The following is a 14513-nucleotide window of genomic DNA, read 5'->3' as shown; positions in this document are numbered from 1 at the left end:
ATATGGCTATTTTACAGGTAGATAAATTACATTTTTCTTATGGGGAAAGGGAAGTTTTAAGAGGGATAGATTTCACCATAAATAAAAGCATAGTGATAGGGATAATTGGTGCAAATGGAAGTGGCAAGACTACACTTTTAAAGAATATATCAGGGTATTTGACGTCAACTTATGGTAATGTCTTTGTGTTAGGGAAAAATATCAAAGACTTTACTATAAAAGAAAAGGCAAAATATATAGGTTATGTGCCTCAAGATATAGTTTACGACTTTGAATTTAACTGTTATGACGTAGTAATGATGGGAAGAATTCCTTATCTTAAAAGGTTTCAGTCGGAGAGAAAAGAAGACAGAGATATTGTAAGAGAGTGCATGGAAATTACAAATACATGGCAGTTTAAAGACAAAAGTATAAAAGAGTTAAGCGGCGGTGAAAGGCAAAGGGTGTATATAGCGAGGGCATTAGCACAAAAAGCTCGAATTTTACTCATGGATGAGCCAGTTTCTCACCTTGATATAAAATACCAAGTTGAAATACTATCTCTTGTAAAAGATTTATCTTTAAAAGGAATACTTGTAATTGTTGTGCTTCACGATATTAACCTCGCTTCACAGTTTTGTGATGAGATTTTCATTATGAAAGAAGGCAAAATAATAGCATCTGGGTCTCCCAGAAATGTTTTAACATTGAACAATATAAAATCAGCCTTTTCAATAGATGTGGAAGTATTTGAAAATCCTGTTACCCATACTCCTTACGTCATTCCCTCACTAAATGGAAAGGAGCAACTCAAAGTTGTGTAAAGCTGTAATGATTGCAGGCACTCATTCAGGAGCAGGTAAAACTACTGTAAGCCTTGGCCTGATGGGAGTACTGTCAAAAAGGTATAAAGTTCAGCCTTTTAAAGTAGGTCCAGATTATATAGATGCTGCTTATCACCGATATGTCACAGGGAATTTTTCCTGCAATCTCGACTTGTACATGTTGGGGGAACAAAACCTTAAATCGCTTTTTTACAAAAATGCCTGCAATGCTGACATTTCTATAATTGAAGGTGTTATGGGAATGTACGATGGGATTGATACTACAAAAAAGGGGAGCAGTGCTAATATTGCGAAAATTTTAGATATTCCTGTGATTTTAGTTGTAGATGCTTCTTCTATGGCGACAAGTGTATCAGCTTTAATAATGGGTTATATGCACTATGATAGGGAAGTAAAAATTAAAGGTGTGATATTAAATAAAGCTGGAAATAAAAAACACTATGCCCTTTTGAAAGAATGCATAACAAGAGATTTAGGTATTGAGGTTTTTGGCTATCTTCCAAAGGATGCAAAATTAGATTTGCCAGAAAGACACTTAGGCCTTGTGCCGATATATGAGATGCCAGAAATTAAACACAAGTTTGATGCCTTATATGATTATATTGAAAAATTCATTGATATAGAAAAAATTCTCAATGTTGATGCGATTGACTGTTCAAGTACTTTTAGAGACACAACTGGGAAGCACCATGATTTAAAAAAGGTAAAAATAGGGTATGCGTTTGATGAGGCTTTTAACTTTTATTACAAAGAGAGTTTGGAACTTTTTGAAGAAATTGGAGCAGAGCTTGTACCCTTTAGCCCTCTTAAGGATTATAAGCTGCCAGATGGAATATCGGGTTTGTACATAGGAGGAGGGTTTCCAGAGGTTTTCGCGGAGAGGCTTAATAAAAACAAAAAAATGTTAAAATCGGTTAAAGATGCAATAGATGCTGGTATGCCTGCGTATGCAGAGTGTGGCGGCTTTATGTATCTCACAAAAAGCATAACAGATTTACAAGGAAATACTTTTGAAATGGCAGGAATTTACGATTTTGAAACTGTCATGACAAAAAGGCTTCAGAGATTTGGCTATGTTGAGGCAGAAGTTATTGAAGATAACATCCTTTTTAGAAAAGGGGATAAAATAAAAGGGCATGAGTTTCACCACTCAATAATAAAAGGTTTTTCACAGAAAACCTCATACGTTGTGCATAAACCGGGAAAAAAAGAGGCTTGGAAATGTGGATTTGTGCATAAAAATTGCCTGGCGACGTATGTTCACATAAATTTATACACATATAAAGAGGCTGTCAAGAGGTTTGTTGACAAATGTGTTCAATACCAGAACTCAAATGCTTTTCAGGAGGATTAATATGACACTTAAACTAATGGTACAAGGAACTGCCTCTTCAGTAGGTAAAAGCTTATTGGTTGCTGCTTTTTGCAGAATTTTCAAGCAAGATGGTTACAGAGTAGCCCCTTTTAAGTCTCAAAATATGGCTTTAAATTCCTATATAACTGATGAGGGATTAGAAATAGGGAGAGCTCAAGCCATGCAGGCGGAAGCTGCAGGTATCAAGCCTTCTTATCACATGAATCCAATCCTTTTAAAGCCCAGCTCTGATAGAATGAGTCAGGTGATTTTAAGAGGCAAAGTTTATAAAAACATATCTGCAGCTGAATACCATCAATTTAAGCCTGAACTTTTAAAGCTTATTAAAGAGGACTTTGATTTTCTTGCAAGTCAAAATGACATTGTTGTAATAGAAGGAGCTGGAAGCCCTGCGGAAATAAATTTAAGGGATAGAGATGTTGTAAACATGGGTATGGCAGAGATGACAAATGCGCCAGTACTTCTTGTAGGAGATATTGATAAAGGCGGTGTATTTGCTTCAATAGCTGGTACTTTGCTCCTTTTAAAAGAAAATGAGAGAAATCGCATTGAAGGTGTACTTATAAACAAGTTTAGAGGAGACATTGAAATATTAAAGCCGGGCTTAAAGATGTTAGAAGACATTATACACAAAAAGGTTTTAGGTGTTGTCCCTTATATGGATGTGCACATTGATGAAGAGGATGGGTCGACGGAGAGATTTTATCGTAGGAATACAGAAGGAGATATAGAAATTGCAGTTATAAATCTTCCCCACATATCGAATTTTACGGATTTTGAACCTCTTGCTAAAATTCCCGGAATAAAGCTTCGCTATGTGAATAAAGGGGAAAGAATTGGAGATTGTGATGTGGTTATAATTCCGGGAACAAAAAACACAATTGGAGATTTGCAAGCATTGAAAGAATATAGGATTGATAAGGAAATTTTTGAAATGAGAAAAAAAGGGAAATTTATAGTCGGCATTTGTGGAGGATACCAAATGCTGGGAAAAGTCATTAAAGACCCGGGAAGAATTGAAAGTACAACTTCAGAAATTGAGGGACTTGGACTTTTGGATATAGAGACTGTAATTGAAAATGAAAAGACAACAACCCAAATTAAGGCGGTTATTCGCAATAATTTACCATCAATATTATCACCTCTTAGAAATATTGCTGTAGAGGGATATGAAATACACATGGGGCAAAGTCGAATTTTGGGAGATTGTCAGCCTTTTTCAGTAATAACTCATAGAAATGGAGAAAAGGTCGAAGTCTATGACGGTTGTATAAGCGATGATGGAAAAGTGTTTGGAACTTACATACACGGAATTTTTGAAAACAGAGAGTTTGTCAGAGAATTTATAAATATTGTGAGAAAATCAAAAGGACTTTCTCCTATAGAGGAAATTATTGATTACAAAGAATTTAAAGAAAGAGAATATGATAAGCTTGCAGATATTGTGAGAAAAAGTATCGACATGAAAGAAGTCTATAAAATTATGGAGAGGTATAGAGATTAATGGAAGTGGTATTAGCCTACTTATTGGATTTGTTGATAGGAGACCCTGAAGGATATCCTCATCCTGTAAGAATTATAGGGAGAGTAATATCACATTTAGAGAGTATACTTAGAAAATATGCTAAAAGTGACAGAGCTTTAAAAATAGCAGGTTTTATACTGTGTGGACTTACAGTAACTTTGGCATTTGCAGCAACGTATGTACTACTTTATATTGCAGGACTTATACATCCATATTTAAAGTATGCTTTCGATGTTTTAATTATATATACCTGCCTTGCTACAAAAGACCTTGGTAAAGCTGCAGGAAAAGTATACGAAGCGTTGACAAAGGGTGATATAGTTGAAGCAAGAAGAAGATTATCTTATATAGTCAGTAGGGATACAGATAGGCTTGATGTTGAGAATATATCCAGAGGAGCGATAGAAACAGTTGCAGAGAATATATCAGACGGTATAATAGCCCCTATGTTTTACGCGTTTATAGGAGGTGCGCCGCTGGCTATCTTTTATAAGGCAGCAAGCACTCTTGATTCTATGGTAGGCTATAGAAATGAAAAGTACCTCGACTTAGGATTTGCTTCTGCAAAACTTGACGACATATTAAATTTTATCCCTGCTCGCATAACAGGTTTTTTGATTGTTATAGCTGCTTTTCTCTTAGGCTATGATTATAAAAATAGTTGGAGGATTTTTTTAAGAGATAGGTTGAAACATCAAAGTCCAAACAGTGCCCATGGAGAAGCAGCAGTTGCCGGTGCTTTAAATATACAACTTGGAGGTCTCAATTATTATTTTGGAAAGCCTGAAATTAAACCAACTCTTGGGGATGGAAAAGAAAAAATTACTCCACAGCACATAAAAGACAGCATAAGAATAATGTATATGACTTCATTTTTAGGTCTTGTGGTGTTTTATATAGGGAGGAGATTGATGTGAAAGAAAAAGCAAATGCATTAAAAAATGTTAAAACTCTTACTCTTGTTGCTATGCTTATAGCCTTAAGTGCTGTAGGTGCTCTTATAAAAATCTTTAACACTGTTGCCTTTGACTCAATGCCAGGGTATTTTGCTGCATTATACCTTGGAAGTTGGTATGGAGCCCTTGTGATAAGTTTAGGGCACATGCTTACAGCAATTACTTCTGGATTTCCTTTAGGGCTTACAAATCACATATACATAGCAGTGCAAATGGGATTATACGCCTATTTGTTTAAATTTTTTTATCGAAAATTTAACATCTATATTGCAGTAATCGCTGCTACGATATTAAATGGTCCTGTTGCAACCCTTTTGTTTGTGCCCATATTCGGATGGGGATTTTTTGCGGCATGGGTATTACCACTAACAATTGCGTCATTTGCAAATGTATTTCTTGCAGCATTGGTTTACAAAGCGATACCTAAAAGGAGTAGAGAATAAAAAGTGATTGAGAGATACAGAGATTTAGTGATAATTTATGAAAATGATGTAGCATATGTGATATCTTGTGACAGCCTCGGAGCAATAGGGAATAAAGAGCATGATGTGTTAAAAGTTGATGAAGAGATTGTAGGAAGGACTACTGTAAAAGTGGCTCTTTCGGAAGTACTATGTGTAGGAGCAAAACCCTTAGTCATATCAGATACTTTATCCGTTGAAATGAATCCAACAGGGCAAAAAATTTTAAGAGGCATAAAAAGCGAGCTTGAAGAGAACGGACTTTCAGACGTAGTTTTTACAGGAAGTACTGAAGAAAATTTTCCCACATCTATTACAGGTATAGGAATCACTGTAATAGCAAAAGCAAATGTTTGTGATTTAAAGATAAAAAAAGTGAAAGCAGGTATGCATGTTTCTCTTTTAGGTTATCCACGTGTAGGAAGTGAAGTTTTAGGAGCAAAAGATGTTCTTAATTTAAGTGATTATATAAAGATTTCTAATTCCAAAGAAATAGTGGAAGCAATACCTGTTGGTTCAAAAGGTGTAAAATATGAAATTGGCATATTAGAGAAGATATCAGGATTAAAGGTGGAGGCGAATTTTCCACAACATCTTGATGTATTAAAATCAGGGGGGCCATCCACCTGCTGCCTTGTAGTGCACAACGAAGAAGATACAGTATCTATTAAAGGACTGACAGATAAACCCTTAACATATGTCGGGGTGCTGATTTAGAGTAAACGAAAGAAGGTGTTTCAATGAAGCCTTATGAGCATGGCGGAAATGTTTATGATTATGAAGGAGAAATAATCGATTTTAGTTCAAATATAAATCCTCTTGGGGTGCCGGAATGGATTTTTGATATTATCAAAAAAGTTGATTTAACAAAATATCCGGATATAAAATATCGAAAACTTAAAGAGGCTATTTCACAGTATGTGGGGTATTCGCAAGAAAATATAATTGTTGGGAATGGTGCGACAGAGCTCATACATCTTTTTGTGAGAGCATTTAAGGTAAAAAGACCCCTTATTCCGTCTCCTGCTTTTTTGGAATATGAAAGGGCAGTCCACATAAACGGTGGTGAACCAATATATTTCAGGCTGGAAGAAGATTATGGGTTTAAAGTAAATCTCGCAAAGCTTCTTTTACAAATGGAAGAGGCAGATTCTTTAATCATTGGGAATCCTAACAATCCTACAGGACAAGCCATAATTAGAGAGGAAATAGGAATTTTATTAAAAAAAGCGGAGATTTTGAATATACCTGTCATGATAGATGAAGCTTTTATTGAATTTATGAAAGACTATAAAAATTATGAAGCTTTACCTCTTGCAAAAGAGCATGATAAATTGTTTATTGTAAGAGCTGTCACAAAATTTTTTGGCATGCCAGGGCTGAGATTGGGGTACGGGATTGGAAGTCCTTCTTTGATACAAAAGTTAGAAGAATACAAAGAACCTTGGACAGTAAATGCTCTTGCAGATGCTGTGGGGAGAGAAATATTTAAAGATGAAGCTTATATAGAAAAAACAAGGGAATATGTAAATAAAGAAATAGAGTATATGCTTTATACTTTAAGAGAAATTGATTATTTAGTTGCTTTTGATACAAAAGTAAATTTTATATTGTTAAAGTTAAGAACAGGAAGGGTAAATGACCTTAAACAAATACTTCTAAAAAAAGGAATTCTCATAAGAGATGCTTCTAATTTTAGGTATCTGGACAAAAGCTTTTTTAGAGTTGCTATAAAAAGACATGAAGACAATGAAAAATTGATACAGGCTTTGAAAGAAATAGATATAAAAGATTTAGTAGAAGATAAAGAAAGGGTTGTAATATAATGAGCCTTGTTATGATCACAGGTGGTGCAAGGTCTGGCAAAAGTGAATTTGCTGAAAAATTGGCTTTAGAAAAAGGAGGAAACAGTGTCCTTTATATAGCTACTTCTATTCCTTTTGACGAAGAAATGAAGGAAAGGGTCAAAAGGCATAAAGAGAGAAGGCCACCTTTTTGGCAGACAAAAGAAGTCTACAAAAATTTATATGACGTAATATCAAAAAGCAATGCCAAAGTCGCATTGATTGACTGCCTTACAGTTATGATTACAAACCTATTAATGGAAGTTGACTTAACATGGGAAAAAGTAGAGTTGAAGGAGATTGATAACATAGAAAAGCAAATTGCTGACGAAGTAGATAAGATATTAAGTGCTAAGAAGGATTTTAAAGGGGATATAATTCTTGTGACAAATGAAGTGGGAATGGGATTAGTGCCCGAATACAAACTGGGCAGGATATTTAGAGATATAGCAGGCAGGATGAATAAAAAAGTGGCAGATGCTGCAGATGAAGTTTATCTAATGGTTTCAGGAATACCTCTTAAAATAAAGGGATGATTGAAAGGGATGCAATATCCTTATGGAAGAAATTAAAAGATTGGTACTTGCGATGCAGTTTATGACACGCCTTCCTATACCAATAGAAATTGATGTTGAAAAAAGAGAGTTTTATAGAATAGCATCTTATTTTCCAATAGTCGGAATTGTTATAGGAGGTATCCTTTCACTTTTGTATATTGCTTTAAAGGATTTCTTTTCCCGGGAAATTGTAATGACTTTTATTGTAGCTTTTTCTTATGTTTTAACAGGAGCAATGCATATTGACGGGCTTGCAGATACTTTTGATGGCCTTTTTAGCAATAAGGATAAAAGTAAAATGCTGGAGATAATGAGAGACTCGAGACTTGGCACTAATGGAGTCTTAGCTGCAATTTTTATAGTTGTTTTAAAAATATTATTTCTCACCAATATACACGAAAATATTACTTTAACAGCACTTTTAATTACCCCAATTATTGGGAGATTGTCAATTGTGTTTTCTATGATGATAAGTAAATCTGCAAGAGGTGGAGAAGGCCTTGGAGGACTCATGCTGGGTAAAGTAGGGATAAGGGAATTTGCCATTGCTTTTGTTATTTCAATTGCTACAAGCTATTTTATACTGCCTTTAGCGGTTTTTGTAAAAATACTTACTATATCGCTTTTTGTTACTTATATTGTATCAAAGTATATTTCGCTGAGAATAGGTGGTATGACTGGGGATACTCTCGGTGCAGTAAATGAATTGGCAGAGCTTACTGCACTCATTTGCTTTGTAAGTGTGTCATTATAAAAAAGGAGAGATTTTTATGGGAAAAGGATTATTAATAATAGCACATGGAAGTCGTGTTTAAGAGACTAAAGATGTAGTTACTAAGGTTGTAGAAAAAATAAAGAGCCTAAAAAATACCAAAGATGTAAAGGCAGGTTTTATGGAATTTAACGAGCCTGATATATCTACTTCCATAAGAGAATTTGTCGAAGAAAGAATTTACGATATCATAGCAGTTCCTATGTTTTTATTTGAAGGAAACCATGTGTTACATGATATACCTGAGGTTTTTGGAAAAGAAAAAGAAAAATATCCGGGTTTAAAGATTAAGTTTGCAAAGTCTATAGGGTATGATGACAGGATCGTAGGCCCACAAGCAAAGGAGAATGAAGTATTGCTTATGAGATTGCAAAGCCTTATATAAAAGGCGATGTAGTATTTATGGAATTTCCCATGACCTACTCAAAAGAAGACCTCAAAACAAAGTGGGAAGAAAATGTTAAAAAAATCAAAGAGTTGCTTGATGAGGGGAAAGACGTAGCTTTTATAACAATAGGAGACCCCATGATTTACAGTACCTACATATACATTTTAAAAGGAATTGAGGATTACGAAGTAGAGACGATTCCTGGAATCACCTCCTATAGTGCAGCTGCCTCAAGGTTAAATATCCCAATTGCGGAGGGAAACGAGACTTTTGCAGTGATTTCATCAGGAGATGTGACGGAAATTTCAAAAGCTCTTGATATGTTTGATAACGTGGTATTAATGAAAATTTCGAGAAGGTACGAGGAAATAGTAAATCTTCTAAAAGAAAAAAGCTTCAAAGGATACCTTGTGATAAAGTGCGGCCATAAAGAGGAAAAAATATCCTACGACCTTGATAGATATATAGGGAAAAAGATAGATTATTTGTCACTCATTATTACAAAGAAGGTGAAGTAGCTGTAGTTTATTTTATTGGTGTAGGACCAGGAGACCCTGAACTTATAACATTAAAAGGGATGAAAATAATACAGGCTTTAATGTCAGACATACAGATTGTTCCAATAAGAGGTAATGTAAGGACGAGGCTCAAAAAAATGGAAGAACTAAACCTTGACGGCATTGTTTTATCAGCGGCGGGTTTGCATAGGTTAGGATTGGAGAGTATTATTACTGAATATTTCCCACCTGATGTAGTTGTACCAGCACCTTGTCAGGGAATTCTTGCAGTAGAAATTGCAGAAAGTTTTGATAATATATTTCAAGAGTTTTATTCCTACATTGTTGATAGAAGAACATTTTTTGAGGCTTCTGTTGAAAGGGAACTTCTAAAAGCTTTTGGAGTTAATTGTAGACAGCCTTTTGGTGCCTATGCCCAATACAGAAAAGAGAAAGACGAAGAGAAAATAAACATAAAAGTTGTTTATCAAAAAGAGGATAAACTTTTAAAAAGTGAAGTGACTGGCTTAATTGAAGAAACCGATAAAATGATAGAAAAGCTTATTGAAGAATTTGGAGGTATATGATGTCAGGGATTGTATATTTGATCGGAGCAGGACCTGGAGATATTGGGCTTTTAACATTGAGAGCAGTCGAACTAATAAAAAATGCAGATGTGCTGGTGTATGATAGGCTCATTAATGAAGATATTTTAAAAATGGCAAAAAAGGATGCAGAGCTTATTGATGTTGGAAAGTTTCCAGATAATCACAAAGTACCTCAAAATAAAATAAACGAAATAATTGCGAAAAAGGCCCTTTCTGGCAAAAAAGTAGCGAGAATTAAAGGAGGAGACCCATTTGTATTCGGAAGAGGTGGCGAAGAGGCTGAATACCTTTCACAAAAAAGGATACCTTATGAGGTAGTGCCAGGCATAACATCTGCAGTGGCTGTCCTATCCTATGCAGGAATTCCTGTAACTCATAGAGATTTAAGCTCTTCATTTCACGTAATAACGGGTCATGAATGGGAAGGGAAAGATAAAAACCTCGATTGGGGGGTCATATCAAAACTCGAGGGGACACTTGTATTTCTCATGGGGATAAAAAATATAGAAAAAATTGTGCAAAAACTTCTTAATTACGGCAAAGATCCTCATACACCAGCAGCAGTAGTAATGGAAGGCACTACTCCAAAGCAAAAAGTTATAACTGGGAAACTCATTGATATTCCAAGTCTCGTCCGAAAAGAAGGAATAAAAAATCCTGCAGTTATCACTGTAGGAGATGTTGTGGCATTAAGGGATAGATTAAAATGGTACGAAAACAAAAAGCTTTTTGGAAAAAGGATTTTGCTTACAAGGACCTATGAACAGTCACAGCAGATGAAAAAAATTTTGAGCGAAGAGGGAGCAGATGTTGTTGTTTGTCCTACTATTAAAATCACGCCGTTTTTAGATAATATAGTAAAGTTTTTAGAAGAAATACACAAATTTGATTATGCTGTATTTACAAGTGTAAATGACGTTTGGAGTTTTATTGAAGCTTCCCGAGAAAAAAGGGTTGATTTAAGAAATTTAAGAATTAAAGTAGTAGCGATAGGAAGTAAAACTGCGGAAGCTTTAGAAAATATTTTTATATATCCAGATATAATTCCTGAGGAGTACACCTCATACTCTTTAGCAAATGCACTTAAAAAACATGTTGAAGGAAAAAACATAGCGCTTTTGACTTCTCAGATAGGCGGGGATATATTAATGGAAAGTCTAGGAAATTGTGCTAACGTACAAAAAATTGTCGCATATAAAAATGAACCAAATTATGAAATAAAGGAAAAGCTTATAAGTGAACTCCGCAAAGGAATAGATATTGCTGTATTTACAAGTTCCTCTACCTTTAATTATATGCATCAATTAATAGGAGACGAAATAAATCTTCTAAAAAACTCTAAAATAGCTGCAATAGGACCTGTAACAAAGAAAGCTATAGAGGATAAAGGATTTAATGTAGACATAATGCCAAGTGAATACACAACGGAAAAACTTATTGAAGAAATATTAAAAAACTATCAAAACCAATAGAAAGAGGAGATAAAATGGATTTGGTAAAAAGGCCAAGAAGGCTTAGGATGAACAGTATTTTAAGGGAGATGATACGAGAAACTTCTTTAGATGTTGGTGACCTTATATATCCTCTTTTTGTTGTGCCAGGAGATAATATAAAAGAAGAGATAGATTCAATGCCGGGTGTTTACCATTTTTCTATAGATTTGCTTGTAGAAGAAGTTAAAGAAGTGCGTGACCTTGGAATTCCTGCTATTTTACTTTTTGGTGTGCCTTCATATAAAGATGAATTAGGGTCAGAGGCTTATAGTGAGGAAGGCATCGTTCAAAAAGCGGTGAGAGAAATAAAAGAAAAAGTGCCTGAAATTGTGGTAATAACAGATGTGTGTATGTGTGGGTATACAATTCATGGTCACTGTGGAATTGTTGAAAATGGACAAGTTGTAAATGACAAAACGATAGATTACATCGCTAAAATAGCCTTGTCCCATGTTGAGGCAGGGGCGGATATTGTAGCGCCTTCTGACATGATGGATGGAAGAGTAGCTGCCATAAGAAAGCTTTTAGATAGTAAAGGATTTGTAAACACACCTATTATGGCTTACAGTGCTAAATACGCTTCCTCTTTTTATGGACCTTTTAGAGAAGCAGCAAATTCTTTCCCACAATTTGGCGACAGAAAGTCTTATCAAATGGACTATGGAAACTCCAACGAAGCCTTAAGAGAAATAGCTCTTGACATTGAAGAAGGAGCAGATATTGTCATGGTAAAGCCGGCACTTTCTTATCTTGATATTATAAGGCGGGTAAAGGATAATTTCAACATTCCTATTGCTGCTTATAATGTAAGTGGAGAATATTCAATGGTAAAGGCGGCAGCTAAGATGGGTTGGATTGATGAAAAATCGGTAGTCTTAGAAATACTCACTTCAATTAAAAGGGCAGGGGCAGACATAGTTATAACCTACTTTGCAAAGGATGTTGCAAAATGGCTTATTACCCTATAATGCTTAATATAAAAAACAAAAAATGCCTTGTTGTAGGGGGTGGCAAAGTTGCTCTTAGAAAAATTTTATCTCTTGTTGAAGGAGAAGCTTTAGTTACTGCCATTTCTCCTTCTTTTGATGAGGAAATACTTAAGCTTTCAGCAAAAGAAAAGGTGGAACTTATAAGACGTGAGTATCAACAAGGGGATGTAAGGGGATTTTTTGTTGCGATTGCTGCTACAGATGATGAGAAGGTAAATAAACTTGTTGCGTCAGATGGAGAAAAATACAATGTGCTTGTAAATGTGGTTGATGATAAAGACCTTTCTTCTTTTATTGTACCTGCCATTGTAAAAAGGGGAGACTTAATTATTTCTATATCTACAAGTGGCAAAAGTCCACTTCTTTCGAGAATGATAAAAGAAAAATTGGAGTCAATTTTCAATGACGAGTATGAAAAACTATTACAAAAGCTATACCAGAAGAGGATAGAATTAAAGGAAAAAGATTTTGCTGAAGAAGAGAAAATGGCTATTTACAGAAAAATTATTGAGAAAAGCGGGCTGTTAAGAGGTGATTCTGTGAAAACTGATAAATCACAAAAGCTTTTTGAAAAAGCTAAAAAACTTATGCCGGGTGGTGTCAATAGCCCTGTAAGGGCTTTTAAATCAGTAGGAGCTACTCCTGTTTTTATAAAAAAGGGGCAAGGAAGTCATATATGGGATGAAGATGGCAATGAATACATAGACTACGTTCTTTCATGGGGACCGCTAATACTTGGGCATTCACATCCACAGGTGGTAGAAGCTATTAAAAAACAAGCACAACTGGGTACCAGTTTTGGAGCCTGTACAGAGTTGGAAGTTAAGATGGCAGAAAAAATAATTGAGGCTGTTCCATCTATAGAAGTTGTCAGAATGGTGAATTCAGGCACAGAAGCCACTATGAGTGCTATAAGATTGGCAAGGGGATATACGGGCAGAGACATCATTGTAAAATTTGAAGGATGTTATCACGGACATTCTGACAGCCTGCTTATAAAAGCAGGGTCAGGTGCACTTACTTTCGGAATGCCTGATTCAAAGGGCGTAACAAATGAGATAGCAAAGGATACAATTATAGCTAGATACAATGACATCAAAATGGTAGAAGATATTTTTAAAGTTTATGGTGAAAATATCGCTGGTGTCATTGTAGAGCCTGTTGCCGGAAACATGGGTACTGTTTTGCCTGATGAAGAGTTTTTAAAAGGATTGAGAGAGATTACTACAAAGTATGGAGCACTTTTAATTTTTGATGAAGTGATGACAGGTTTTAGAGTGTCTTATTCGGGGGCACAAGGATTTTACAACGTCATGCCTGACATTACCACACTTGGGAAAATCATTGGAGGTGGACTTCCTGTCGGTGCCTATGGAGGAAGAGAAGAGATAATGAGGTTGGTTTCTCCTGATGGGCCTGTGTATCAAGCAGGGACTTTGTCTGGCAATCCTCTAGCAATGACAGCAGGCTTTGAGACTTTAAAAATATTATCTGAAACTTCCAATATTTATGAAGAGTTAGACAAGAAAGCAGAAAAATTGTGTAAGGGGTTAAAAGAAAGCATGGTTCAAAATGGAATTGATGTTACAATAAATAGAATAGGCAGCATGATGTGTATGTTTTTTAATAAAGATGAAGTAAAGGATTATGACTCTGCTTTAAAATCAAACACTGTTATGTATGCCGCATATTTTAGAGAAATGCTAAAAAGGGGTGTATACCTGCCTCCTTCTCAATTTGAGACCTTCTTTTTATCAATGGCTCACACAGAGGAGGATATTGAAAAAACAATTGAGGCTAGTTTTGAAGTTGCAAAAATTATAAGTAAGCAATTAGAATAAGAGACATTTCTATTCATTGACAACCTAATTTATAAAATGATATGCTTTATTTAAAGGAAGAATTGAATAACAAGCAAATACAGGTGCCCAATTTTGCAGTCAAAATTGGGTTAAAAGGGAAGCCAGGTGAAAGTCCTGCACGGTCCCGCCACTGTGATGGTGAGCTCTTTACATTATGCCACTGTCCGGCACTCAGCGAATACTTGGTGAATGCCGGGTGGGAAGGCGTAAAGAGCGATGAACCTAAGTCAGGAGACCTGCCTGTATTTGTGTTACACTTACTCTACGGTCGATAGAGGAGGTGTTATAAAAGGATACCTATGTATTTTTTAACCTCTTAACGCCGTTGGTAAGTTAAGAGGCTTTATTTTTGCTTAAATTTC

Annotated in this window: 15 protein-coding genes, 1 pseudogene and 1 riboswitch; all 16 genes and pseudogenes read left to right on the top strand. The window is 35.4% G+C overall.

The window, feature by feature from the left end:
- Positions 1 to 2 precede the first annotated feature (2 nt).
- Positions 3 to 803: an ABC transporter ATP-binding protein gene (locus tag THEBR_RS09675; RefSeq protein WP_012269651.1), complete on the top strand. Its 801-nt coding sequence runs from the start codon at positions 3 to 5 to the stop codon at positions 801 to 803.
- The gene (locus tag THEBR_RS09670) at positions 796 to 2178 is read left to right on the top strand and encodes a cobyrinic acid a,c-diamide synthase CobB (protein ID WP_012269650.1); all 1383 of its coding nucleotides are present in this window, start codon (positions 796 to 798) and stop codon (positions 2176 to 2178) included. The genes THEBR_RS09675 and THEBR_RS09670 overlap by 8 nt, the downstream gene beginning before the upstream one ends.
- A 1-nt stretch (position 2179) precedes the next feature.
- On the top strand, positions 2180 to 3703 hold the full coding sequence (locus THEBR_RS09665; RefSeq protein WP_012269649.1) for a cobyric acid synthase: 1524 nt from the start codon (positions 2180 to 2182) through the stop codon (positions 3701 to 3703).
- The gene (gene cbiB / locus THEBR_RS09660; protein WP_012269648.1) at positions 3703 to 4641 is read left to right on the top strand and encodes an adenosylcobinamide-phosphate synthase CbiB; all 939 of its coding nucleotides are present in this window, start codon (positions 3703 to 3705) and stop codon (positions 4639 to 4641) included. The genes THEBR_RS09665 and cbiB overlap by 1 nt, the downstream gene beginning before the upstream one ends.
- On the top strand, positions 4638 to 5123 hold the full coding sequence (locus THEBR_RS09655) for an ECF transporter S component (protein ID WP_012269647.1): 486 nt from the start codon (positions 4638 to 4640) through the stop codon (positions 5121 to 5123). Before cbiB ends, THEBR_RS09655 begins: the two co-directional genes overlap by 4 nt.
- Before the next feature lie 3 nt (positions 5124 to 5126).
- Positions 5127 to 5858 carry an AIR synthase related protein gene (locus THEBR_RS09650; RefSeq protein WP_009051850.1) on the top strand — a complete coding sequence of 244 codons (732 nt, stop codon included), beginning with the start codon at positions 5127 to 5129 and terminating at the stop codon, positions 5856 to 5858.
- A 23-nt stretch (positions 5859 to 5881) separates the two neighbouring features.
- The gene (gene cobD / locus THEBR_RS09645) at positions 5882 to 6967 is read left to right on the top strand and encodes a threonine-phosphate decarboxylase CobD (protein ID WP_012269646.1); all 1086 of its coding nucleotides are present in this window, start codon (positions 5882 to 5884) and stop codon (positions 6965 to 6967) included.
- The gene (gene cobU, locus THEBR_RS09640) at positions 6967 to 7521 is read left to right on the top strand and encodes a bifunctional adenosylcobinamide kinase/adenosylcobinamide-phosphate guanylyltransferase (RefSeq protein WP_003867152.1); all 555 of its coding nucleotides are present in this window, start codon (positions 6967 to 6969) and stop codon (positions 7519 to 7521) included. Before cobD ends, cobU begins: the two co-directional genes overlap by 1 nt.
- Before the next feature lie 22 nt (positions 7522 to 7543).
- On the top strand, positions 7544 to 8296 hold the full coding sequence (cobS, locus tag THEBR_RS09635) for an adenosylcobinamide-GDP ribazoletransferase (protein ID WP_012269645.1): 753 nt from the start codon (positions 7544 to 7546) through the stop codon (positions 8294 to 8296).
- 97 nt (positions 8297 to 8393) lie between these two features.
- On the top strand, positions 8394 to 8699 hold the full coding sequence (locus tag THEBR_RS09630) for a sirohydrochlorin chelatase (protein WP_244261817.1): 306 nt from the start codon (positions 8394 to 8396) through the stop codon (positions 8697 to 8699).
- A 17-nt stretch (positions 8700 to 8716) separates the two neighbouring features.
- Positions 8717 to 9220 (top strand): precorrin-2 C(20)-methyltransferase, encoded by a 504-nt coding sequence (locus tag THEBR_RS09625; protein ID WP_012269643.1) that lies wholly within the window; start codon positions 8717 to 8719, stop codon positions 9218 to 9220.
- A 14-nt stretch (positions 9221 to 9234) separates the two neighbouring features.
- On the top strand, positions 9235 to 9786 hold the full coding sequence (locus THEBR_RS09620; RefSeq protein ID WP_341852835.1) for a hypothetical protein: 552 nt from the start codon (positions 9235 to 9237) through the stop codon (positions 9784 to 9786).
- On the top strand, positions 9786 to 11279 hold the full coding sequence (cobA, locus tag THEBR_RS09615) for a uroporphyrinogen-III C-methyltransferase (RefSeq protein WP_012269641.1): 1494 nt from the start codon (positions 9786 to 9788) through the stop codon (positions 11277 to 11279). The genes THEBR_RS09620 and cobA overlap by 1 nt, the downstream gene beginning before the upstream one ends.
- Positions 11280 to 11293: 14 nt before the next feature.
- Entirely contained in the window at positions 11294 to 12268 is a 975-nt protein-coding gene (gene hemB / locus THEBR_RS09610) for a porphobilinogen synthase (protein WP_012269640.1), read from the top strand.
- A pseudogene (locus THEBR_RS12510) lies at positions 12250 to 12693 on the top strand (precorrin-2 dehydrogenase/sirohydrochlorin ferrochelatase family protein); the annotation flags it as partial. The gene hemB and the pseudogene THEBR_RS12510, both read left to right, overlap by 19 nt.
- Positions 12694 to 12828: 135 nt before the next feature.
- Positions 12829 to 14130, top strand: coding sequence for a glutamate-1-semialdehyde 2,1-aminomutase (gene hemL, locus THEBR_RS09605; RefSeq protein WP_041589985.1), 1302 nt, complete (start codon positions 12829 to 12831; stop codon positions 14128 to 14130).
- 64 nt (positions 14131 to 14194) lie between these two features.
- Positions 14195 to 14409: riboswitch (cobalamin riboswitch) on the top strand.
- Positions 14410 to 14513 lie beyond the last annotated feature (104 nt).

The organism is Thermoanaerobacter brockii subsp. finnii Ako-1 (genome assembly GCF_000175295.2).
GTDB classification, from domain to species: domain Bacteria; phylum Bacillota; class Thermoanaerobacteria; order Thermoanaerobacterales; family Thermoanaerobacteraceae; genus Thermoanaerobacter; species Thermoanaerobacter pseudethanolicus.
The sequence above is the reverse complement of the archived record's forward strand: the minus strand, read 5'-3'. Positions and strand labels throughout refer to the sequence as shown.

What these genes read in the sequence shown, in the direction of transcription:
- THEBR_RS09675 (WP_012269651.1), top strand. Translation starts at nt 3, where the DNA reads ATGGCTATTTTACAGGTAGATAAATTACATTTTTCTTATGGGGAAAGG.
- THEBR_RS09665 (WP_012269649.1), top strand. Translation starts at nt 2,180, where the DNA reads ATGACACTTAAACTAATGGTACAAGGAACTGCCTCTTCAGTAGGTAAA.
- cbiB (WP_012269648.1), top strand. Translation starts at nt 3,703, where the DNA reads ATGGAAGTGGTATTAGCCTACTTATTGGATTTGTTGATAGGAGACCCT.
- cobD (WP_012269646.1), top strand. Translation starts at nt 5,882, where the DNA reads ATGAAGCCTTATGAGCATGGCGGAAATGTTTATGATTATGAAGGAGAA.
- cobU (WP_003867152.1), top strand. Translation starts at nt 6,967, where the DNA reads ATGAGCCTTGTTATGATCACAGGTGGTGCAAGGTCTGGCAAAAGTGAA.
- cobS (WP_012269645.1), top strand. Translation starts at nt 7,544, where the DNA reads ATGGAAGAAATTAAAAGATTGGTACTTGCGATGCAGTTTATGACACGC.
- THEBR_RS09625 (WP_012269643.1), top strand. Translation starts at nt 8,717, where the DNA reads ATGGAATTTCCCATGACCTACTCAAAAGAAGACCTCAAAACAAAGTGG.
- cobA (WP_012269641.1), top strand. Translation starts at nt 9,786, where the DNA reads ATGTCAGGGATTGTATATTTGATCGGAGCAGGACCTGGAGATATTGGG.
- hemB (WP_012269640.1), top strand. Translation starts at nt 11,294, where the DNA reads ATGGATTTGGTAAAAAGGCCAAGAAGGCTTAGGATGAACAGTATTTTA.